Consider the following 21,623-nt stretch of genomic DNA (forward strand, 5'->3'; position numbering starts at 1 on the left):
GATGCGGCCGGTCAGCGCATCCAGCTCGGTGCGCAGCTTGCGGTACTGGGTCACCTCGCCGCGCGAGATCGGCGCGATCTGCATGAAGGTGACCTTGCCGCGCAGGTCGGGCCGCGCGCCGAGCATGATCTGGAAGGCATCAAAGCGCTGCGGGATGCCCTTCGAGTAATCCAGCCGGTCGACGCCGATCACCAGGCTGCGCTGGCCGAGGCTGTCATGCAGGCGCCGGGTTTCCGGACTGTTGGCCTCGGCCGCGGCCAGCTTGGCGAAGCCTTCCGTCTCGATGCCGATGGGAAAGGCGGCGACGCGGGCATGGCGGCCATAGCAGTTGATCACGCCGTCGCCCGAGACATCGCCATTGGCTTCATGGATGATGTACTCGGTCAGCGCCCGCACGTCGCCCTTGGTCTGGAAGCCGATCAGGTCGTAGTCGCAGAGGTCGCGCACCAGCCGGTCATGGCCGGGCAGGGCCGCCAGCACTTCCGGCGCCGGAAACGGGATGTGCAGGAAGAAGCCGATGCGGTTCTCCACGCCGCGACGCCGCAGGGCCGCCGCCATCGGAATGAAATGGTAGTCATGCACCCAGACGATGTCGTCCGGCCGCAGCATCTCGGCCAGCGAGGCGGCGAAGCGTTCGTTGACGGCGTAATAGCCTTCGAAGGCGGCGCGGTGGAAGTCGATCAGGCCGAGACGGTAATGGCAGAGCGGCCAGAGGGTGGAATTGGCGAAATCGACGTAGAAGCGGTGATGTTCGTCAGGCGTGAGGTCGTGAACGGCGAACTCGCATTTCCCCGCGCTTGCGCGGCGCGGGGCTGAGGAGGGCGTTTCGGTGATCTCCCCGCTCCAGCCGAACCACAATCCGCCATACTGGTTCAGCGCCTCGCGCAGCGCGACGGCGAGACCGCCGGCGCGGCTGAGACGTTCGCGCGGCATGGAGACGCGGTTGGAGACGATTACGAGCCGCGCCAAAAGGATTCCTCCCAGCTTTTGGACAGCCGCATCGCGCAGACGATGAGGCCGACCATGGAATAGGTCTGGGGGAAGTTGCCCCACAATTCGCCGGTCTTCGGGTCGACATCCTCCGACAGCAGGCCGAGATGGTTGCGCGCGGCCAGCAGCGTTTCGAAAATTTCCCGCGCCTCCTCGCGGCGGCCGACGGCAGCCAGCGCATCGACATACCAGAAGGTGCAGATGGTGAAGGCGGTATGCGGCTTGCCGAAATCGTCCGGCGCGACATAGCGCATCAGGTGGTTGCCGCGCTTGAGTTCGCGGCCGATCGCCTCCAGCGTGCCGTGGAAGCGCGGATCGTCGGCGGCGACGAAGCCGATCTCCTGCAGCAGCAGCAGGGAGGCATCGAGATCCTCGCCGCCGAAGCTCTCGACGAAGCTGTTCAGCTTCGGATTCCAGGCCTGCTCGAGGATCGCCTTGCGGATGCGGTCGGCGTGATCGCGCCAGTAGCCGGCGCGGTCGGGCAGGTCCAGCACGCCGGCGATCCTGGCCAGCCGCCGGCAGGCGGCCCAGCACATCGCCGCCGAATGGGTATGCACCCGGGCGCGGCCGCGGAATTCCCACAGGCCGGCATCGGGCGTCAGCGCCAGTTCGGCGGCCTTCTCGCCCAGGCCCTCGAGCTGGCGGAACAGGGCGACGTCGCCGCGATGCGGCAGGCGGCGGTCGAAGAACATCTGCGCGCTGGCCAGCACGATGCTGCCATAGGTGTCGTTCTGCACCTGGAAATAGGCGGCATTGCCGACCCGCACCGGGCCCATGCCACGATAGCCGCGCATGGTGTCGAGGGTGCGCTCCTCCAGCGAGGTGCCGGGAATGATGCCGTAGAGCGGCTGCAGCGTCTCGCCGGGATGCTGGGCAACCACGGTGGTGATGTAACGCAGGAAGTCTTCCATCGTCTTGGTGGCGCCGAGCCGGTTCAGCGCCTGCACGACGAAATAGGCATCCCGCATCCAGCAGTAGCGGTAATCCCAGGTGCGCGGCGTGTCCGGCGCCTCGGGAATCGAGGTGGTGACAGCAGCGACGATGGCGCCGGTCTCCTCGAAGGAGCACAGCTTCAGCGTGATCGCGGCGCGGATCACCGCGTCCTGCCACTCGAATGGAACGGAGAGATAGCGCACCCATTCGATCCAGTATTCGATGGTGCGCTCGAGGAATTCGCGGCTGATATGGGCGACCGAGGCGCTGAAGCTCTCGTCGGGCCCGAGGATCAGCGTGATCGGCTGGTTCAGCACGAATTCGGTTTCGTTGTCGATGTAGCCGATCGGCGCGTCGGTGGTGAGCCGCAGGGCCGCTTCCGGCGCGGAGAAGCGGACATGGTTGCTGCCGAGTGTGCGGCTCGGCTTGTGGGCGCCGTAATGGAACAGCGGCCGCACGCGCAGGCGGATCACCGGCGCGCCAGCCACCGGTTCGATGCGGCGGATCAGCATGGCCGGCCGGAAGATGCGGTCATACTGCTTGAAGCGCGGCGCGAAATCGGTGATGCGGATCGCCGCACCATCGGCGGCCGTCAGCGTGGTCACCAGGATCGCGGTGTTGTCGATGTAATGCTGCTCGCTGCCGTGGCAGCCGCGCAGTTCCACCGACATCACGCCGTCATCGGCATGATGCGGCTCCAGCAGGCGGCAGAAGACCGGGTCGCCGTCCAGCCTGGGGACGCAGTGCCAGACGATGTTGGCCTGGCGGTCGATCAGCGCGGCGATGATGGCATTGCCGATGATCCCGAGCTGCAGGCTGCCGGGACCGCGCAGGGGGGCCGCACCGGCGGCGGTCTGGCTGGCGGGCGCGGCGTCGGGCCGGATCTCGTTCATCACCGCTCTCCCTGACTGACGGCTGCGAATTCCGCCAGCCAGGCGCGGACCGCATCCGGATCGGTGAAGCCGGGCTTGCCGGGTCGGGCGAGCCGGCCGACGGGCAGCGCGATGCCGCCCATGGCCTCGACGGCGAGAAAGCCGTCGAGATCGGTGGTGTCATCGCCGATGAAGACCGGCAGCCGGCCGGCGAAGCCCGGTCGCGACATGAAGCGCTGCACGGCGGTGCCCTTGGACTGCGAGGAATCCTTCACCTCCCAGACCGCGCGGCCGGACAGCAGCTGCAGCCCCTCAATCCCGGCCATCGCCTCGGCGAGGCGGCGGCCGAGTTCGGCGCCGATTTCCGGCGCGTGGCGGTAATGCACGGCGATGGCATGGCTTTTCTGCTCCACCACGACGCCGGGATGCAGCCGCAGCAGCCGGTCGGCCACGTCGCGCAGGGAATCCGGGACATGCCGGGCGGCCAGCACCTCCGCCGGGCGCGGCGGCTCCGGCCGCCATTCGCCGCCATGCTGGCCCGAGGCCGGCAGCCGCAGCGGGGCGAACAGCCGGTCGATATCGGAGACCGGCCGGCCGGAAATCAGCGCCAGGGCGCCGTTCAGGCTATGGGAGATGAGATCGAGATCGCGGCGCAGCCGGGGCGGGACCCAGACCCGGTCCGGCGTCTCGGCGATATCCAGCAGGGTGCCGTCGATATCGAGAAACAGTGCCCAGTTGCTGCCCGGCGGCGGTGGCGGTTCGGGCGGCAATCCGGGTTTTTCCGGGATTGCGGTTTCGATCATCGGCCTGACTTGGCCCGCGCGGGGCCGGTGAATGCGTGGGGAACTCCGATTTTCTCGGTTTTCCGAGAAAATGGGGTTTTCTGTCCCGATTACAACCCCGAAAGCGGCCATTCGGCCAACACTTTGGCGAATAAGCCGCTGAGGCCGATGGCGGCCGCGGACAGACTTCGAACAGGCAGAACGGGAACCGCCCGGACTTTTACTATCGCGGATGGTGCGGTCGAATGCTGCGGCGCCGGGACGGGCCGGCGCCGCAGGTCAGCGTCAGGCCGCGGCCCTGGCCGTCGCCGCGAAGCGGTAGGCCTGGGCGATCGGGCTCTGCGGCTTCATGCGCAGCCGTTCGGTGGCGAGCGCGCGCACCAGCGCCATGTCGCCGGCCCGATGCGCCGCCTCGATCAGCGTGAGGTCGAGCAGGTCGCGCTGCGCGTGGCTGCCGCCGAAGCGGTTCGCGATGGTGCGCACCGGCCGCAGCCAGGACACCGCCTGGCCATAACGGCCTTCCGAGAAGGCCAGCAGCGCCTCGGCCACCGGCAGGCCGACCTGGGCCGCCATGGCGGCGTTGCTGCCGCTGCCGCGCACCGAGCGGCGCAGGGTTTCCATCTGCTGCTCGACCAGGTCGCGGCGGCCGGCGCCGATGAAACTGATCAGCCCGTGCACGTCGTTGAAGGCATAGAAGCCGTCCTGCACCAGCGGCGCCCAGACCTCGGCGATCTCCTCCCAGCGCGCCCTGCCGACATCCACGCCGCGCAGATGCAGGCGCCACAGCATCGCCGAGGCGTCGATCATGTCGAGCACCACGGCCGATCTGCCGCCGCGGATATGCTCGTCATAGAGCTTCAGCACTTCGGGGATTTCCTCGCGGTCGAGATGATAGAGCGCGAGATGCCACCAGTTATGCACCTGCATCATGTTGTCGGGTGCCCAGTGGTCGACGCGGCTGCGCGCCCAGTGGATGCCTTCTTCGGTGCGGCCCTGCATTTCCATCACGTGCAGCACGGCATGATGCGCCCAGGCATCGCGCGGCTGGGCCTCGCAGGCGGCGCGGCCGGCCTCTTCCGCCCGGCCGTATTCGCCGCATTCCTCGAGGCCGAAGGCCTGCATGCCGAGCACCGCATGCCAGCCGGGCAGGTCTTTCGACCAGGCCGGCATCACGCGCACCACGCGGTCGCGCAGGTTGCGGGCGTCGCCGCGGTAGAAGTCGAACAGATGGCCCATCTGCAACGCCAGGCTGTCGCGCGGATGCTCCAGCAGGATGTCCTCGAAACGCTCGGCGGCATCGTCGAAGCGGCCCTCGGCCAGCGCGGTCGCGGCGGCGACATGCAGCTTCTCGCGATCGGTGCGGGCGGACCGGGCGGCGGCGGCGATGCTCTCGCGGGCCGGGGCGAGGCCGGCGGCTTCCGTGCCGGAGAGGAAGAGATGCGCGCGCATGGCATGGGCCATGGCGAAATCGGGGGCGGCGGCAATGGCCGCGTCCAGCGGCTCGAAGGGGTTGCCGGTGTAGCAGTGGAAGTCGGCCAACGCCTTCTCGAAATGGGCCAGCGCCTCGGCACTGGCGCCGCTGACGGCATCACCGCGGAAATCCTTCAACGTCATGATCTGCTCCTGACTCTCTGTGGACACTTCTGATTTAAACCGACCGGTTGGTATAAATATCCGTCTCGGGGAGTCAAGGACGAACTGCCGGTTGCGGGGCGGCAGCCATTACGCGCTAAAGAGCGGAAAACCAAGCGATATTTTTCAGACCTTGGCCTGGCGCCCGGCCCGCTCACGGATTTTTGATTACCGACTGGTCTGTATGAATTGTCTGGATTAGAACCGTTGGAAAGAATAACCTTCACACCCATCACCAAGTCCGGAACCGCCATGGCCCGCAACGGCGCTGCCACCCGCAAGTCCATCATGGATGCCGCCCAGGCCCTGATCCTGGAGACGGGATTTTCGGCCACCAGCGTGGACACGGTGATCGCCCGCGCCGGCATCACCAAGGGCGCCTTCTTCTACCATTTCAGGACCAAGGCCGATCTCGCCGAGGCGCTGGTCGAGCGCGACGCCGCCGAGGATCTCCATCTGCTCGAGGAGCATCTGACCCAGGCCGAGGCGCTGACCGACGACCCGCTGGAGCAGCTGCTGGTCTGCATGGACTTCTACGAGCAGAAGATGGAGGCGCTGGTGACGCCCTATCCGGGCTGCCTCTACGCCTCCTTCATCTACGAGGCGCAGCTGTTCGACGACCGCACGCTGGGCATCGTGCGCCGGGTGTTTTCCGTCTGGCGCGTGCGGCTGACGGAAAAGCTGAAGCGCATCATGGAGCGCTATCCGCCGCGGATTCCGGTCAGCGTCGAGACGCTGGCCGACATGAACCTGGCAATCGCCGAAGGCGCCTTCATCCTGTCGAAGGTCAATCACGATCCGAAGGCAGTGGCGGCGCAGTACCGGCATTACCGCAACTACCTGCATCTGCTGTTCGCACCCGACCCGAAGGCGCCGCTGCCCTCGGCGGCGCGGCTGCAGGAGACGAAGCTGGACGCTGTGCCGGCCGGGTCATAGACTCGCCGCCCATGGCCATTGCCGGGGGCATGCGGGCGGAAGAGATCTACGGCCGAGCCAAGCTGGCCTCCGGCCTGATCCTGTTCCTGTTTCTCCTCACCCATCTGAGCAACCACGCCCTCGGCCTCGTCTCGCTGCAGGCGATGGAGACGGGCGCCGTGCTGTTCAAGCTTCTCTGGCGCAGCTGGCCGGGCACGGTGGTGCTCTACACGGCCGCGCTGCTCCATCCGCTGCTCGCGCTGTTCGCCTGGCTGCGCCGCGGCCATTACCGCGGCATCCCCTGGCAGGGCTGGACGCAGCTCGGCCTCGGCCTGTGCATTCCGCTGCTCGTCGTCGAGCATGTGCTGGGCACGCGCATCGCCGATGAGGTCTTCGGGCTGAACGATTCCTACGCCTATGTGCTGATCGTCATGTTCGTGCAGTCGCCGCGCACCGGCCTGCTGCAGAACCTGCTGATCCTGATCGCCTGGGGTCATGGCTGCATCGGCGTCTATTACTGGCTGCGGCTGAAACCGATGTTCGAGCGCGCCTGGCCGTTTCTCTACGCGCTGGCCCTGCTGCTGCCGATGCTGGCGATGCTCGGCTTCCTGTCCGGCGGCCGCGAGGTGGCCGGCCTGATGCAGCAGCCGGACTGGCTCGACCGGTTCCGCGCCACGCTCAATTATCCGGGGCCCGTCGCGGTGGAGTTCGTCGGCCGCGGCACGGAAATCTCCTACCAGGTGATGGCCGGCCTGCTTGCCGCCGCGCTGGTGGCGCGCCTGCTCATCGCCGCCAACCAGCGCCGCCGCGGCCGGCTCACCATCTCCTATCCCGACGGCCGCCGCTATCGGGGCCTGAGCGGCGGCATCTCGGTGCTGGAGGCAAGCCGCGCCATCGGCTATCCGCATGCCTCCGTCTGCGGCGGACAGGGCCGCTGCTCGACCTGCCGCGTGCGCGTGATCGGGCCCGGCGCCGCCGCGCTGCCGCCGCCGGATTCCGCCGAGCAGAAGGTACTGGACCGCATCCACGCAGCGCCCGGCGTGCGGCTCGCCTGCCAGATCCGGCCCACGGAAGACATCTCCGTCATGCCGCTGCTGCCGGCCGGCGTGCCGCCGCGGCTCGCCTATGGCGCCGTCAGCGCCGCGCAGGGCGCCGAGCGCCGCATCGCGATCCTGTTCGCCGATCTGCGCGGCTTCACGCGGCTGTCGGAAGGCCGCCTGCCCTATGACGTGGTGTTCCTGCTCAACCAGTATTTCAAGGCGATGGGCGAAGCAGTGGAAGCGGCCGGCGGCCGCATCGACAAGTTCATCGGCGACGGCGTGATGGCGCTGTTCGGCATCGAGGAAGGCCCCGACGAAGGCTGCCGCCGCGCGCTGGATGCGGCCAGGCGCATGTCGGCGGCGCTGGCGCAGCTCAACGCAGCGATGCAGACCGATCTCGACCAGTCGCTGAAGCTCGGCATCGGCATCCACTGCGGCCCGGCCATCGTCGGCGCCATGGGCCATGGCAGCGCCCTGCATCTCACCGCGGTGGGCGATGCGGTGAACACGGCCAGCCGGCTGGAATCGGCGACCAAGGACTTCCAGGCCGAACTCGTGATTTCTGCCGAGGTGGCCGAGCGCGCGGGCGTGACGATCACGAATGACTGGCGCGAGGAGACAGTGCATCTGCGCGGCAAATCCGAGATGCTGAGAGTGCTGGTGGCGGAGCGGGCAAAAACCCGAGCGGCAGCCGGATCATCACAGCGGCCCCGCGGCGCAGGGGATTGATCCGTGTCAATAGCGGCCGGCGGATTACCGGCTATACTGACATCGTATCAGGCAAAGGAAGCCGCCCGTGAAGAACATTGTCGTTGCGACGGATTTCTCCTCCCGCTCTGACCGCGCGGTACAGCGCGGCGCGATGCTGGCGCGGCTTTCCGGCGCCACGATGCATCTGGTCCATGTCGTCGACGACGACTGGCATCCGCAGCTGCTCGAGGCCGGCCTGCGCGAGTCGGAAGCATTGCTGAAGGAACAGGCTGCCTTTATCCACGACAAGCACGGCGTCACCTGCACCTATCTGGTGAAATCCGGTGATCCGGCCACCGGCATTACTGGCGCAGCCGGCGAGATCGGCGCGGACCTGCTGATCGTCGGACCGCATCGCCGCGAGGTGCTGCGCGACATCTTCGCCGGCACGACGGCCGAACGGGTGATCCGCAGCAGCCGCGTTCCCGTGCTGATGACCAGCGGCGCCGCGAGCGCGGCCTATGCCCGCATCGTGGTCGCCACCGACCTGTCGCCCGCCTCGGCCAAGGCGCTGCAGGCGCTCGAGACCCTCGGGCTGCGGGGCGATGCGGCGCCCTGGCTGGTCTATTGCGCCGAGCCCTACCGCAGCGGCGGCGCCGCGCTTGCCCTGCTCCCCGAAAGCGTGATTGCCGGCCATGTCAAAGCCGAGGCGGAGCGGGCCCAGGCCGAGCTCGACGCCTTCGCCGGGCCGCTGTCGATCCCGGCGGACCGCCGCATCGCCAGACTGGTGCAGGATTCGGTGGCGGCGACCGTCCACCGCGTGGCCGCCGATCTGCGCGCCGACCTGATCGTCGTCGGCACCCATGGCCGCACCGGCATCGAACGCCTGATGCTCGGCAGTGTTGCCGCCGCTATTCTCGGTCTGGCACAGATCGACGTTCTCGCCGTGCCGACCAGCACGAAAGGCTAAGCCGGTCCGCCGGCGCGGCCAGACCAGAACCCCAATCCCTCCAACAACAGGCGAGCGCCATGAAGACGTTTCTTGTTGCCACCGATTTCTCGGAACGTGCGGATCGCGCCCTGCGGCGTGCCACCCTGCTCGCGCGCCAGCGCGGCGCGACGATCACCCTTGTGCATGTCGTCGATGACGATCGCCCCGCCAGCCTGACCGATCCGGAGCATGCCAGGGCGGCGGAACTGGCGGCGCGCCAGAGCCGGTCGGTCACCGAAACCGACGGGATCACCTGCACCAGCCGGATTTTCCTCGGCGATCCCTCGCAGGCGATCCGGCGCGCGGCCGACGAGATCGGCGCCGACCTCATCATCGTGGGGCCGCATCGCCGCAGTCCGGTGCGCGACGCCTTCGTCGGCACCACTGCCGAGCGCACCATCCGCGAAAGCACGCGGCCCGTGCTGGTCGCCGCCGGTACGCCCGCGGGCCCCTATCAGAAGGCGCTGATCGCCACCGATCTGTCGCCCTGTTCGAAGCCGGCGCTGGCCGCGGCGGAGGCGATGGGCCTGCGCCAGCTCTGCCCGACGGCCCTGCTCTATGCCGCCGCGACGCCGGCCATGAGCCAGCGCAGCGGCGCCTGGCATGGCCGGGATGAACTGGAGGCGGCGATCGCCAAGGCACTGGAAGAAGCGCGCCGCGAACTGGACGGCTTCCTGGCCGACAGCCCCTGCCGGCCGGAAAAGATCCTCGTCGAGCCCTGCGCCGACCGCCGGGCGGCCGAGGTGATCCTGGCGACGGCCACGCAGACCGGGGCGGATCTGATAGTGCTCGGCACCCAGGGCCGCACCGGCCTGCGCCGGGTCCTGCTCGGCAGCGTCGCCGAGGAGGTGCTGCGCCGCGCGCCGGTGGATGTGCTCGTCGTCCCCGGCGGCGCCACGGCCTGAACTCCGGAAACGCGGCCGCGCTCACGCCCGCCAGAAGGGCTTGCGGGCTTCTTCGAAGATGTCGGCGCGGCTGAGGCCCACATCGCGCAGGGCCTCGTCGCTCAGGGCGGCGAGTTCATGCCGCTCGCGGGCGCGGCGCTGCCATTCCAGCAGCCGCAGAACCAGCGCAGTGAGGAGGGCGCCCGGCGCGGGCACCGCAACGGTCCGGCGCGGCTGCGTTGCGGCACGGGCCGGCATGGCGGGGGCGAGGCGGACGGACTCGGACATGACAGGCTCCTTCGCGGTTTCTCGCATTAGGCCGGCTGGGTGAGAATTCCCGCGGCCCCTGCGGGCCGCTGCCGGCGTCATGTCCCTTCAGGTATGCCTTTCCGGCTTGCGCGACAAACGAGCATTCTTCATAGTTCGCATAAGCTGGACTTATGCGAGGAGCCATGCCCCGGCAGCTGCCGCCGCTCAACATGCTGCGCGTTTTCGAGGCCGCTGCCCGGCATCTTTCCTTCACCAGGGCGGCCGAGGAGCTGCACGTCACCCAGGCCGCCGTGAGCCATCAGGTGAAGGCGCTGGAGGAGTTTCTCGGCGTCGCCCTGTTCCGCCGCTACAACCGCCGCCTGGTGCTGACCGAGGCGGGGCAGAACTACCTGCCCTCCCTGCGCGACGCCTTCGACCTGATGGAAGCCGCGACGCGCCGGCTGGGCCGCGATGCGGAATCCGGCGTGCTGAAGATCAGCACCCTGCATTCCTTCGCTGCGCGCTGGCTGGTGCCGCGCGTGCCGCGCTTCCACAAGCGGCATCCCGAGATCGAGCTGAGCATCTCCACCTCGACCAGCCTGGTGGATTTCCGCCGCGACGATGTCGATGTCGCGGTGCGCGTCGGCCGCGGCAACTATCCCGAGCTGCATGTCGTCCATCTGATGGACGACTACATCCTGCCGGTCTGTTCACCGCGATTGCTGGACGGCGAGCATCCGCTGCGCAGCGCGCAGGATCTGAAGTTCCATGCGCTGCTGCATGACACGGCGCTGGAGCCGGTGGAGCAGGCGCCGAGCTGGCGCAACTGGCTGCGCCAGGCGGGCGTGCAGGGCATCGATGCCGATCGCGGCACCGGCTACAGCGATGCCGGCATGGCGATCCAGGCCGCCATCGCCGGCCATGGCGTGGCGCTGGCGCGCTTCACGCTGGTCTGCGACGATCTCGCCGCGGGCCATCTGGTGCAGCCCTTCGGTCCGACCTTTCCCTATCAGTGGTCGCATTACCTGGTCTGCCCGAAGGCGGCGGCCGACAATGCCCGGATCCGCGCCTTCCGCGACTGGCTGCAGGACGAGATCGCGCAGATGCAGTGGCAGGCGTAAGGGGCCTGCTGCGCCAGAAAGGCCTAGTCGCCGTCCTTCTTCAGCATGCGGCCGAGCGGACGGCCGCCGAAGATGTGGACATGCAGATGCGGCACTTCCTGGTTGGCATTGACGCCGCAATTGCTGAGCAGGCGGTAGCCCCCGGCATCGGCGCCGAGGATGCGCGCCGTCTCGCCGATCGCCTTCACGTAGTCGACCTGCTCCTCGGCGCTCGCCCTGGCCGAGAAGTCGTCGAAATCGACATAGGCGCCCTTGGGGATGACGAGCACATGGATCGGCGCCAGCGGATTGATGTCATGGAAGGCGAGGCTGTGCTGCGTTTCATGCACCTTCTTGCACGGAATCTCGCCACGCAGGATCTTCGCAAACACGTTGTTGTTGTCGTAGGCCGCCGCCATCCCTTTCTCCCTTTCCCGCTTCCGCCATGCCGCGTCAGGTCATCTGACGCGCTTTTTTCTCCTCGATGCCCGAACGGCCTTCGCGCTTCGTCAGCTCGGCGCGCACGTCGTCGATGGTGACGCCGCATTCGGCCCAGAGCACCAGCAGATGGAAAACCAGATCCGCGCTTTCGGAGACCACCGCCTCGCGGCTTTCCGAAACCGCCGCAATGGCCAGCTCGACCGCTTCCTCGCCCATCTTCTGCGCGATCTTGGCGCGGCCCTTGGCGAAGAGCTTGGCGGTATGCGAGACGTTCGGATCGCCGCCCCGGCGGCTCAGGATCGTCTCGTACAGGCGTTCGAGCGTGTCGCGGTTCTCGCCCATGTCGCTCAGCCTCCTCTCAGAGCCGGACCGGAATGCCGGCGGCATGCATATGCTGCTTCGCTTCCGCGATGCTATGCCGGCCGAAATGGAAAATCGAGGCCGCGAGCACGGCCGAGGCATGGCCCTGCTTCACGCCGTCGACGAAATGGTCGAGATTGCCGACGCCGCCCGAGGCGATCACCGGAATGCTCACCGCATCGGCCACCGCGCGGGTCAGTTCCAGGTCGAAGCCCTTCTCGGTGCCATCGCGGTCCATCGAGGTGAGCAGGATCTCGCCGGCGCCGTAGGACGCCATGCGCTTCGCCCAGTCCACGGCATCGAGGCCCGTGCCCTTGCGGCCGCCATGGGTGAAGACTTCCCATTTTCCGGGCGATGCCTGCCGCGCATCGATGGCGACGACGATGCACTGGCTGCCGAATTTCTCCGCCGCCTCGCGCACGAATTCCGGCCGCGTCACGGCAGCGGTGTTGATGCTCGCCTTGTCAGCGCCGGCCAGCAGCAGCTTGCGGACGTCTTCCACCGTGCGCACGCCGCCGCCGACGGTGAGCGGCATGAAGCAGCGCTCCGCCGTGCGCGCCACCACGTCGAACAGGGTGTCGCGCGCATCCGAGGATGCCGTGATGTCGAGGAAGGTGAGTTCGTCGGCGCCGGCGGCGTCATAGATCGCCGCCTGCTCGACCGGATCGCCGGCATCGCGCAGGTTGACGAAATTCACCCCCTTGACGACGCGGCCATCCTTCACGTCGAGGCAGGGAATGATGCGGACCTTCAGGGACATGCGGTGACGGTACGCCTCACGCCGCGCGGTTGGCGCGCAGCTTGTTCTGCAGCAGCGCGGCCAGCCGTTCGATGCCTTCGCGGATGCGCTCGGGCTCGCCCAGCGAGAAGGCAAGCCGCGCCGTGTTGCGCTTCGGCTCGGTGGCGTAGAAGGCCGAGCCGGGCACGAAGGCGACCTGGATGTCCTTCACGGCCTCGGCCAGCAGCTCGGTACCGTCGATGCCTTCGGGGAATTCCAGCCAGATGAACATGCCGCCATCGGGATGCGTGTAGCGCACCTCCTTGGGCAGGCAGCGTTCCAGCGCCTCCAGCATCACGTCGCGGCGCTCCTTGTAGGCCTTGCGCAGCTTCTCGACCTGGCTGGCATGGGAGGATTTGGCGATCTCGCAGGCGATCATCTGGTTGATCGTGCTGCAATGCAGGTCGGAGGCCTGCTTGAGCAGCACCAGCTTGTTGATCAGCGCCGGATCGGCGCAGATCCAGCCGATGCGCAGGGCCGGGGTCAGCACCTTCGACAGGCTGCCGACATAGATGACGAGGCGGCGGCCGTCATTGCCGGGCTGCTGCAGATACTCGCCCTCCAGGGCGGCGAAGCTCGGGATGCGCGGATTCTCGTAGCGCAGCTCCTCGTAGGGGCAGTCCTCGAGGATGGCGACGCCGTAGCGATGCGCCAGTTCCAGGATCGCCCTGCGGCGCGCCAGCGAGGTGGTGATGCCGGCCGGATTGCAGAAATCCGGCGTGAGGTAGAAGAATTTCGGCTGCTTCCGGAAGGCGGCTTCGAGTTCGGACAGAACCGCGCCCTCGTCGTCCATCGGCACCGAGATGAAGGTCGGGCGATAGGTGCCGAAGACCTGGATGGCGCCGAGATAGCTCGGCGAGGTCATCACCACGCCGTCGCCCGGTTCGATGAAGGCGCGGCCGATGAAGTCGAGCGCCTGCTGCGCGCCGGAGGTGATCAGCACCTCTTCGGAGGTGGCCGTGATGCCGTTCCTGGCCAGATAGCCGGTGATCCACTCGCGCAGCGGCGGATAGCCCTCGCTGATCGAATACTGGAAGGCATCCCGCGCGGCGGCCTGGTCCTGCAGCACGGCCTGGTAGGCCTTGCCGATGGCATCCAGCGGGAACAGGGCCGGATCGGGAATGCCGCCGGCAAAGGAAATGATCTCGGGCCGGGCGATCAGCTTGAGTAATTCGCGGATTTCGGAGGCGCGCAGCTCGCTGACGCCCTGGGACAGGCCGGGGAAGGAAGGATGGGACATGGCGGCGGCTCGGGCGTTTTCTGATACTGAGGCCGCACCATAGCGCGTGACGGGCGGCCGGGCAAAGGCGCTACAGCAGCAAAGCGGCCAGACGCCGCGCCAGCGGATGGCTGTCCTGCAGTTCGGCCAGCCGGGCGTTGATCTGCCCGAGCAGGCCGAAATCCCGCGTCGCCCCGTCCATCCAGGGCCGCGAGAAGGACAGCGACAGGATGACGATGCGGCCGTCCTGCTCCTCGTAATGGCCGCGCAGTTCCAGCGGATGCTCCTCGCCGGCCAGCAGCAGGGTGGCGGAAAGGGCCTTCGTGCGGCGGTCGACGGCAACGCGGTCCAGCTTGGCCCAGTCGAGCTCCTGGTTCTTCAGCACCAGCCGTGCCACCTGCGTCGCCATCCAGCCGACCGTCCTATCGAGGAAAGCCATGACGCGCCGTCATGCCGCTTCCCGCAATGCCTCGGCCGGATCGATGCGGCCGTCATAGAGGGCGCGGCCCAGAATCGCGCCGTCGATCGCGGCGCCGTTCGCCGCCTCGCGCTTCAGCGCCACGATATCCGCGATGCCGGCGAGGCCGCCCGAGGCGATGATCGGGATCGGCACGGCGCGGGCCATGGCCGCCGTCGCCGCCACGTTGACGCCGCGCAGAAGGCCGTCGCGGTCGATATCGGTATAGACGATGGCGGCTACCCCGGCATCGGTGAACTTCTTCGCCAGCTCGATGGCGTCGAGATCGCTGGCTTCGGCCCAGCCCTCGACGGCAACCCGTCCCGAGCGGGCGTCGATGCCGACCACGATGCGGCCGGGCCAGCGCTTCGCCGCCGCCTTCACCAGGGCGGGATCGCGCACGGCGACGGTACCGAGAATGACGCGGGTGATGCCGGCATCCAGCCAGCTTTCGATCGTGGCCTCGCTGCGGATGCCGCCGCCGAGCTGGATCGGCAGCTTCACCGCCCTGCGGATCGCCTTCACCGCTCCGGCATTGGCGGGCTTGCCGGCGAAGGCGCCATCGAGATCGACCAGATGCAGATACTGGAAGCCGGCCTTCTCCCACTGCGCTGCCTGCGCCGCCGGATCGCGGTTGAACACGGTGACGCGATCCATGTCGCCCTGCTGCAGGCGCACGCATTCGCCGTTCTTGAGATCGATGGCGGGATACAGATTGAGCAGACTCATGCCGCGTCCAGGACCTTGGTGTAATAGACGCCGTCGACATAGGTTCCATCGACATAGGCGTAGCGCGGCTTCACGCCCCAGCGGCGGTAGCCGGCCTGCTCGACCAGCTGGATCGCCGCGGTCTGCGTGGCGCGGACATCGAGATCGATCTGGCGCAGGCCGGAGGCACGGGCCGCTTCCTCGACCGATTTCAGCATGCCGCGCGCCAGGCCGTGGCCGCGCGCCCAGGGCGCGATGAAGAAGGTGGTGAGCTGGGCGGCATGGGCCTGCGCCTCGTTGTTCGGCGGCGGCCGCAGCAGCTGCGTCGAACCGACGATGGCGCCGTCCAGCCGTGCCACGAAGAGTTCGCGCTGCGGCATCAGCAGCACGCCGCGCCAGTAGCTTTCCAGCACGCGGCGCGGCGGCGGATTGAGCCAGCCGAAACCGTTGCCGTCGATGATCGCCTTCTCGGCGGCCTCGCAGAGTTCGTCCAGTTCGTCGTCGCTGAGCGCGGTGATGCGGTCGACGATGGCGCTCGGCTTGACGTCCTTCAACTTCGTCGTCATCCCGTACTCCCTGGGGATTCAGGCGTCACGGAGTCCAGCGCAGGAAATTGGCCAGCAGGGTCAGCCCCGTCGCCTGGCTCTTTTCCGGATGGAACTGCGTGCCGACCAGATTGTCGCGGCCGAGCACGGCCAGCACCGGGCCGCCGTAATCGGTGTCGGCGAGGATCACGTCCTCCTGCCGCGGCCGCATGTGATAGGAATGCACGAAATAGGCATGGGCGCCGTCCTGCAGGCCGGCGAGCACCGGATGCGCCCGGCGCAGGCGCAGCGCGTTCCAGCCCATATGCGGCACCTTCAGCGCCGGATCCGAAGGCTGCAGCTTCTCCACCGCGCCCTCGATCCAGCCCAGGCCCCTGTGCTCGCCATGCTCGCGGCCGACGGTGGCCATGAGCTGCATGCCGACGCAGATGCCGAGGAAGGGACGGCCCTGGCGGATCACGCGCTCGTTCAGCGCCGCGATCATGCCGTCCAGCGCAGCCAGCCCGCGATAGCAGTCGGCGAAGGCGCCGACGCCGGGCAGCACGATGCGGTCGGCATGGGCCACATCCTCCACCCTGTCGGTGACGCGCAGGTCGAGCGCGATGCCGTTGTCGTCGGCGGCGCGCTGGATCGCCTTGGCGGCGGAGCGCAGGTTGCCGGAGCCGTAATCGATCAGTGCCAGCAGCATGTCACACCAGCCGGGGGAAAACGTCGCTGCCGCCGCGCGGCGCCATGACCGGTGCCGCGGCCGGCGCGGGCTGCACTGCCATGCTGCGGCCGCGGGAGCGGATGTAGCGCTGCTCGGCATCCCAGGCGCTGTCGGCCAGCACCACGCCGCGCATCACCCAGCCATGGCGGGCGAGCGTCCAGCGCCGGTAATCGGCCGCCATGGCGCCGATCAGGAAGCTGACCGCGACGGCGATCACCATGCCGGCCGGTTCGGCGATGCCGGCCAGTTCCAGCGCCAGGCCGAGCAGGCTGCCGAAAACGAAATAGACGATCAGCCCGAGCCAGAGCCGGTGCCAGAGGAACCAGATCAGCGGCAGGGCCGCGGCAAACCAGGAGAAGCCGCTGGCAACAGCGATCACATCGCTCCCGCCGGGGGCGGGGCGCTCATGGATCGTGAAGAAACGCATGAGAACCCCGGCCTAGAGGGTGCCTTTGGTGGACGGCACGGCGTGCGGCGAGCGCGGGTCCACGGCGATGGCGGTGCGCAGCGCGCGGGCCAGCGCCTTGTAGCAGGACTCGACGATGTGGTGGTTGTTCTCGCCGTAGAGATTCTCGACATGCAGGGTGATGCCGGCATTCTGCGCGAAGGCCTGGAACCACTCCTTGAACAGCTCGGTGTCCATCTCGCCCAGCTTGGGCTTGGTGAAGTTGACCTTCCAGATCAGGTAAGGCCGGTTCGAGATGTCCATGGCGACGCGGGTCAGCGTCTCGTCCATCGGGATCAGCGCATCGCCGTAGCGCACGATGCCGGCGCGGTCGCCCAGCGCCCTGGCGACGCACTGGCCGATGGCGATGCCGGTATCCTCGGTGAGGTGGTGGTAATCGATATGGATGTCGCCCTTGGCCTGGACTTCGAGGTCGATCAGGCTGTGGCGCGAGAGCTGCTCCAGCATATGGTCGAGGAAGCCGACGCCGGTCGACACCCTGTAGGTGCCGGTCCCGTCCAGATCGAGGCTGACGGCGATCTCGGTTTCCTTGGTTTTGCGGGCAATGCTGGCCTTGCGTGCGGCCATACCGCTCTCCTTCCCCAATCACGAACAGGGCAGTCGATCCCCCGCCTGCGCCATGCATGCCGGAGGTCGCGGGCGGTATAGCAGGAAGCGGCGGGACAGGCTAGGTCGCCGGCCCCGCTAGACCGGCTGGGCCAGCGCTTCGCGGGTTTCCGACGGCGGCTGCAGGCGGGCCGCCATGGCGCAGAGCGCCCGGTGGCACTGGCGCAGCCGGTTGTGCAGCGGACCGGTATCCATGCCGGACAGGTCGAGGCCGGCAAAGCGGGCCTCGAGATCGGACAGCATTTTCTGCAGCAGGTCGAATTTGGCGGTCGCCGGCATGGCCGTCAGGCAGGCCTCGGGCAGGCCCTCGGTCAGGCGCTGGAAACGGCTGAAAACCCGCATCGCGCGGGCTTCGCCGCCCTGCAGCAGGGCCAGCGCCTGCTGCAGGCTGCGCAGCACCGCCAGCCATTGCGCGGTGCGTTCGGGATTGTCGGCGAGGTCGGCGGGCAGGGCGAGCGACTGGAGCAGGCCCTGCACCTGGTTCAGACGGAAAGCCATGCTGCTCTCGTCAGCCTGCATCGGCCAGAGGAACCGGCGGCAGCGCCGGGGCCGCGGAGAAAGAGCCGACGGGGATGCATAATCCAGTAGGAAACATCAGGCTCGCAGAGGCTCCCGGGGAGAGGGGCTGACACCGGTTCACTACCTAAAGGATACTTTCCACGGAGGTTCCTAGCGAGAATAGGCGAGAAACTCCCCTTTGGCGAGCATAAATTCCCATCGATACAGCCGGCCGGACGCCTTAATGCAAGTGTATGCTTTTACGGCATATTCGCCCGCCGGCGGGAGCCGCCTCGCGCTCAGGCGAGGCGGAACCGGGCGATCAGGCCGGCCAGTTCGTCGGCCTGGCTGGCCAGGGTCTGGGCCGAGGCGGTGGTCTGCTCGACCAGGGCGCCGTTGCGCTGGGTCATCTCGTCCATGTTGACGACCGCGCCGTTGACCTCCTCCAGACCACGCGCCTGCTCGGCCGAGGCCGCGGCGATCTCGGCGACGATGTCGGAGACCTTCTTCACGGCATTGGTGATCTCGGTCAGCGCCGCGCCGGCCTGGTTGACCAGCGCGGCACCCGTCTTCACCTGCGCATTGCTGGCGCTGATCAGCGCCTTGATGTCCTTCGACGCGTTCGCCGAGCGCTGTGCCAGCGCGCGCACTTCCTGCGCCACAACGGCGAAGCCCTTGCCGGCCTCGCCGGCTCTTGCCGCTTCGACGCTTGCGTTCAGCGCCAGCAGGTTGGTCTGGAAGGCGATCTCGTCGATCAGCCCGACGATGTCGACGATCCGGCGCGCGCTCTCTTCGATCTCGCCCATCGCCGAAACCGCCTGGCCGACGATTTCGCCGCTGCGGTCGGCAATGTCGCGCGCCGAGCCGGCCAGCTGGTTGGCCGCCTGGGCATTCTCGGCATTCTGCTTCACCGTCATCGTCACCTCGTGCATCGAGGCTGCCGTCTGCTCCAGCGCCGCGGCCTGGCCTTCGGTGCGCTGCGCCAGGTCCTGGCTGCCGGTCGAGATCTCGCCGGCGGCATCGCGCACCGTGTTGGCGTTGTCGGCGATGCGGCCGAGCGCATCGGCAAGCCGCGCATTGGCCGCGTTCACGTCATCCTTCAGCCGCGCGAAGACGCCGCGATATTCGCCCTCGATGCGGCGGGTGAGGTCGCCTTCCGCAAGGCCCGCCAGAACGCGGCCGACCTCGTCGATGGCGCCGCCGATGGTGTCGAGCAGCTGGTTGACGCCGCTGCCGAGCCGGGCCGCGACGCCGGACAGCGGCGCGGTGTCGATCCGCTGGCCGAGATCGCCATCCGCCGCGGCGGCGACGATCTCGCCCACCGCGCGATCGAGGCTGGCTTCTTCCGCGGCGCGCCGGGCTTCGGCCTGGCGACGCTCGGCTTCGACCTCGCCGCGCAGCCGCTCGTTTTCCGCGCCGTTGCGCTTGAACACCTCGACGGCGGCGGCCATGCGGCCGATCTCGTCGCGGCGCTCGAGTCCGGGCACCGCCGCGTCGTAGTCGCCCTGCGCCAGCGCACCCATCATTTCGGTCAGCGCCACCACCGGATTGGCGATGCTGCGGCCGATCAGCCAGGCGAAGAGGATGCCGAGGCCGAGCGCGGCCACCGACATCGACAGCACGGTGACCAAGGTGACGCTGAAGGCGGCGCCGGCGGCGGCCTGCTCCTGCTGCAGCTCGGCGAGCTGGCTGGTCTTCACCTGTTCGAGCTTCTCGGTGATCGCCGCGATGTCGCTTTCCATCTCCTGGTAGATCAGGCGGTTCATCTCGCCGGCGGCATTCGCCGCATTGAGGATGCCGGCCTCGTACTGCTTCGCGAAGGTCTCGGCGCTTTCGGCTTCCTTGCGCAGCTCCTCGTTGTCGAGCTGGCTCTTCAGACCCTCGATCATGTCGACGAAGACCGGCACCTTGCCGCGCGCCTCGCTGGCCATCGCCATGTCGCCCTGGCCGACGAAGCGCGTCGCGGCGACGCGGATTTCGGAAAAGGCATCCAGCACCAGCCCGGCTTCGGCGGCGGTGATGAAATTGCCGCCGCGGGCGGCGGTGCGGATCACCTGCATCAGCGCTTCGCGCGCCTTCGGCCCGTAGACTTCCAGCTGCGCGCCGTTGATTTCCTTCAGCGTGTGGCGGGCGTCGATCGCCTGGCCGAGATTGCCGAAGGCGCGGTCGAGCAGGCCCGCGATCTCGGCGAGCAGCGCGTTGCGCGCTGCATCGGTCGAACTCCCGGTCATGGCGGCGAGCGTCTCGCGCAGGCTCGGCTCCAGCCGGCGCAGCCCCAGCAGGCCGCGCGGATCGTCGCGCTCGACGAAGAGCAGCAGGTTGCGGCGCAGGTCGATCAGGTCGCGCTCGAACTGCTGCACGAGGCGGCTGTTCGCGGCGATGCCGTCATAGGTGGTGAAGGCCTGCTCGCCGCGCTTGATGCCGACATTCGCCGCCACCGCGATGACGACGAGCAGACCGAGCGAGGCGGCAAAGCCGACCGCGATGCGGCGGCGGATCTTCAGGCCGGCGAACCAGCCGGCCAGGAGCGGCACGCGGCGGCGCGCCGGCTCCGCCTCGGCGGGCGGGACCATGTCGGATGCGGGAACAGCCATGGGGAGGGCTCCTGTTCGCTTCTTCTTGCAAGTGTTTGTTTTGCTCGCATTGAAAGGCCGAGGCTGCGGCGGTTGCAACCTCTCCGGCAGGGCGGCGCGGCCGGCGGCCCGCCGGATAACCGGAAATTAATGCCAGCGGTATTTTTTCCTACCTCGCCGCCGGGGGTCTGCCGGGGCTGGTTGTTCTGGTTAAGTCTTTCTCTCGTATCGCGATTTCCGGTTCTCCGGGTTTTTATAAGCCACGGAAATCACCGGGATTTGTCCGCATCACCGTGGTGGCTAGCACTGGCGGCAAGTGTTAAAAAGGATACATAATGTCGCCGGATGACTCACCTTGGAGGGAGAAGTTATGCGTAAGCCGAACCCTTATGATGCACATGTCGGGTCTCGTCTGCGCGCCTGCCGCACGCTGGCCGGCTTCAGCCAGGAGCGTCTCGGGGCCGCCGTCAATCTCAGCTTCCAGCAGATCCAGAAATACGAGAAGGGTCTGAACCGGATCGGCGCCAGCCGGCTGCAGCAGTTTGCCCAGATCCTCAACGTGCCGCCCTCCTACTTCTTCGAGGACATGCCGGGCATCGAGCAGCAGCCGACCGCGCGGCCCGAGCATTCGGTGGTTTCCGAAATCGAGCAGGATCGCAGCCCGGTGTCGCGCCGCCAGGCGCTCGAGCTGGTGCGCAATTTCGGCAAGATCACCGACTCCACCGTACGCGACCGGATCTTCCAGCTGATCAAGGCTGCGGCCACCTCCTACAGCGGCAAGGCCGAAGGCGAAGAGGAAACGCCGCCGACCGAAACCGTCGGCTGAGCATCCCGCCGCGCGCGAGCATTAACGACCGGGCCCTAGCGGCCCGGTTTTTTTGTGTCCGGGCCGGCATCCTAGGCGTGCGACAATCCCCGATGTGAAAACTTGCACGGGAGGCGTAGTCTCCTCGCTGGGTTTACAGCGAAGGAGAACGACCCATGAGCATCCATGTCCCCCGGAACAAGCAGACGCTGATCCGCCGCCTTCCCGACCAGATCACGCTCCGGCATGGCCCGCGTGAACGGCTCGGCCGCTTTTTCCTCGCCGCCGACAAGGCGGCCCGCGACCGCGGCGTCATCCTCAGCCTCAGCACCGATTTCGAACTGCTGCGCGAGGTGAACCGGATGAATCTGAAGCACTGG

24 protein-coding genes are annotated in these 21,623 nt (G+C 67.9%); 7 read left to right on the forward strand and 17 right to left on the reverse strand.

Translation table 11 applies throughout. The annotated features are described in order from the left end of the window. From VKZ87_RS01335 to VKZ87_RS01350, 4 genes are all read right to left on the reverse strand, one after another. The coding region (locus VKZ87_RS01335; RefSeq protein WP_324219436.1) for an alpha,alpha-trehalose-phosphate synthase (UDP-forming) at positions 1–969 on the reverse strand (969 nt) is incomplete at its 3' end. Further along, positions 954–2,816: a glycoside hydrolase family 15 protein gene (locus tag VKZ87_RS01340; RefSeq protein ID WP_324219437.1), complete on the reverse strand. Its 1,863-nt coding sequence runs from the start codon at positions 2,814–2,816 to the stop codon at positions 954–956. The genes VKZ87_RS01340 and VKZ87_RS01335, both read right to left, overlap by 16 nt. Next, a complete protein-coding gene (gene otsB, locus VKZ87_RS01345) occupies positions 2,816–3,598 on the reverse strand; it encodes a trehalose-phosphatase (RefSeq protein ID WP_324219438.1) in 783 nt (260 codons plus the stop codon). Before otsB ends, VKZ87_RS01340 begins: the two co-directional genes overlap by 1 nt. A gap of 264 nt (positions 3,599–3,862) precedes the next feature. After that, positions 3,863–5,191 carry a tetratricopeptide repeat protein gene (locus VKZ87_RS01350; RefSeq protein WP_324219439.1) on the reverse strand — a complete coding sequence of 443 codons (1,329 nt, stop codon included), beginning with the start codon at positions 5,189–5,191 and terminating at the stop codon, positions 3,863–3,865. Between the two features lie 270 nt (positions 5,192–5,461). On the opposite strand from VKZ87_RS01350, the gene VKZ87_RS01355 reads away from it, so the two are divergent. From VKZ87_RS01355 to VKZ87_RS01370, 4 genes are all read left to right on the forward strand, one after another. Continuing rightward, entirely contained in the window at positions 5,462–6,145 is a 684-nt protein-coding gene (locus VKZ87_RS01355) for a TetR/AcrR family transcriptional regulator (protein WP_324219440.1), read from the forward strand. A gap of 11 nt (positions 6,146–6,156) precedes the next feature. Next, the gene (locus VKZ87_RS01360; protein WP_324219441.1) at positions 6,157–7,893 is read left to right on the forward strand and encodes an adenylate/guanylate cyclase domain-containing protein; all 1,737 of its coding nucleotides are present in this window, start codon (positions 6,157–6,159) and stop codon (positions 7,891–7,893) included. Positions 7,894–7,960: 67 nt separating this feature from the next. Further along, positions 7,961–8,824, forward strand: a complete 864-nt coding sequence (locus VKZ87_RS01365) for a universal stress protein (RefSeq protein WP_324219442.1) — start codon at positions 7,961–7,963, stop codon at positions 8,822–8,824. 59 nt (positions 8,825–8,883) lie between these two features. After that, on the forward strand, positions 8,884–9,750 hold the full coding sequence (locus tag VKZ87_RS01370) for a universal stress protein (protein ID WP_324219443.1): 867 nt from the start codon (positions 8,884–8,886) through the stop codon (positions 9,748–9,750). 21 nt (positions 9,751–9,771) lie between these two features. Here VKZ87_RS01370 and VKZ87_RS01375 read toward each other — a convergent pair whose 3' ends face one another. Beyond that, positions 9,772–10,017, reverse strand: coding sequence for a DUF1127 domain-containing protein (locus VKZ87_RS01375; RefSeq protein WP_324219444.1), 246 nt, complete (start codon positions 10,015–10,017; stop codon positions 9,772–9,774). Positions 10,018–10,181: 164 nt separating this feature from the next. On the opposite strand from VKZ87_RS01375, the gene VKZ87_RS01380 reads away from it, so the two are divergent. Then, complete coding sequence (locus tag VKZ87_RS01380) at positions 10,182–11,099, forward strand: transcriptional regulator GcvA (protein ID WP_324219445.1); 918 nt, start codon at positions 10,182–10,184, stop codon at positions 11,097–11,099. 23 nt (positions 11,100–11,122) lie between these two features. Here VKZ87_RS01380 and VKZ87_RS01385 read toward each other — a convergent pair whose 3' ends face one another. The 12 genes from VKZ87_RS01385 to VKZ87_RS01440 all read right to left on the reverse strand — a co-directional run bounded on the left by VKZ87_RS01385 (position 11,123) and on the right by VKZ87_RS01440 (position 20,459). After that, positions 11,123–11,497, reverse strand: a complete 375-nt coding sequence (locus VKZ87_RS01385) for a histidine triad nucleotide-binding protein (protein ID WP_324219446.1) — start codon at positions 11,495–11,497, stop codon at positions 11,123–11,125. 34 nt (positions 11,498–11,531) lie between these two features. Further along, a complete protein-coding gene (locus VKZ87_RS01390) occupies positions 11,532–11,861 on the reverse strand; it encodes a phosphoribosyl-ATP diphosphatase (RefSeq protein WP_324219447.1) in 330 nt (109 codons plus the stop codon). A gap of 16 nt (positions 11,862–11,877) precedes the next feature. Next, positions 11,878–12,639, reverse strand: a complete 762-nt coding sequence (gene hisF, locus VKZ87_RS01395) for an imidazole glycerol phosphate synthase subunit HisF (protein ID WP_324219448.1) — start codon at positions 12,637–12,639, stop codon at positions 11,878–11,880. 16 nt (positions 12,640–12,655) lie between these two features. Beyond that, positions 12,656–13,897 (reverse strand): PLP-dependent aminotransferase family protein, encoded by a 1,242-nt coding sequence (locus VKZ87_RS01400; RefSeq protein WP_324219449.1) that lies wholly within the window; start codon positions 13,895–13,897, stop codon positions 12,656–12,658. Between the two features lie 70 nt (positions 13,898–13,967). After that, positions 13,968–14,315, reverse strand: a complete 348-nt coding sequence (locus VKZ87_RS01405; protein ID WP_324219450.1) for a hypothetical protein — start codon at positions 14,313–14,315, stop codon at positions 13,968–13,970. A gap of 9 nt (positions 14,316–14,324) precedes the next feature. Continuing rightward, a complete protein-coding gene (gene hisA / locus VKZ87_RS01410) occupies positions 14,325–15,062 on the reverse strand; it encodes a 1-(5-phosphoribosyl)-5-[(5-phosphoribosylamino)methylideneamino]imidazole-4-carboxamide isomerase (RefSeq protein ID WP_324219451.1) in 738 nt (245 codons plus the stop codon). Continuing rightward, on the reverse strand, positions 15,059–15,607 hold the full coding sequence (locus tag VKZ87_RS01415; protein WP_324219452.1) for a GNAT family N-acetyltransferase: 549 nt from the start codon (positions 15,605–15,607) through the stop codon (positions 15,059–15,061). The genes hisA and VKZ87_RS01415 overlap by 4 nt, the downstream gene beginning before the upstream one ends. A 25-nt stretch (positions 15,608–15,632) precedes the next feature. Further along, entirely contained in the window at positions 15,633–16,274 is a 642-nt protein-coding gene (hisH, locus tag VKZ87_RS01420) for an imidazole glycerol phosphate synthase subunit HisH (RefSeq protein ID WP_324219453.1), read from the reverse strand. Position 16,275: 1 nt separating this feature from the next. Further along, positions 16,276–16,722, reverse strand: coding sequence for a DUF2628 domain-containing protein (locus tag VKZ87_RS01425; RefSeq protein WP_324219454.1), 447 nt, complete (start codon positions 16,720–16,722; stop codon positions 16,276–16,278). 12 nt (positions 16,723–16,734) lie between these two features. Then, on the reverse strand, positions 16,735–17,328 hold the full coding sequence (gene hisB / locus VKZ87_RS01430; protein WP_324219455.1) for an imidazoleglycerol-phosphate dehydratase HisB: 594 nt from the start codon (positions 17,326–17,328) through the stop codon (positions 16,735–16,737). Between the two features lie 117 nt (positions 17,329–17,445). Next, positions 17,446–17,865: a hypothetical protein gene (locus VKZ87_RS01435; RefSeq protein WP_324219456.1), complete on the reverse strand. Its 420-nt coding sequence runs from the start codon at positions 17,863–17,865 to the stop codon at positions 17,446–17,448. Between the two features lie 299 nt (positions 17,866–18,164). Next, a complete protein-coding gene (locus VKZ87_RS01440) occupies positions 18,165–20,459 on the reverse strand; it encodes a methyl-accepting chemotaxis protein (protein ID WP_324219457.1) in 2,295 nt (764 codons plus the stop codon). Between the two features lie 349 nt (positions 20,460–20,808). Here VKZ87_RS01440 and VKZ87_RS01445 point away from each other — a divergent pair, with 349 nt between their 5' ends. Next, positions 20,809–21,264: a helix-turn-helix domain-containing protein gene (locus VKZ87_RS01445; protein WP_324219458.1), complete on the forward strand. Its 456-nt coding sequence runs from the start codon at positions 20,809–20,811 to the stop codon at positions 21,262–21,264. 155 nt (positions 21,265–21,419) lie between these two features. Then, on the forward strand, positions 21,420–21,623 hold a 204-nt coding region (locus VKZ87_RS01450), incomplete at its 3' end, for a hypothetical protein (RefSeq protein ID WP_414655611.1).

Origin of the sequence: Ferrovibrio sp. (assembly GCF_035304305.1) — a bacterium.
Classification (GTDB): domain Bacteria; phylum Pseudomonadota; class Alphaproteobacteria; order Ferrovibrionales; family Ferrovibrionaceae; genus Ferrovibrio.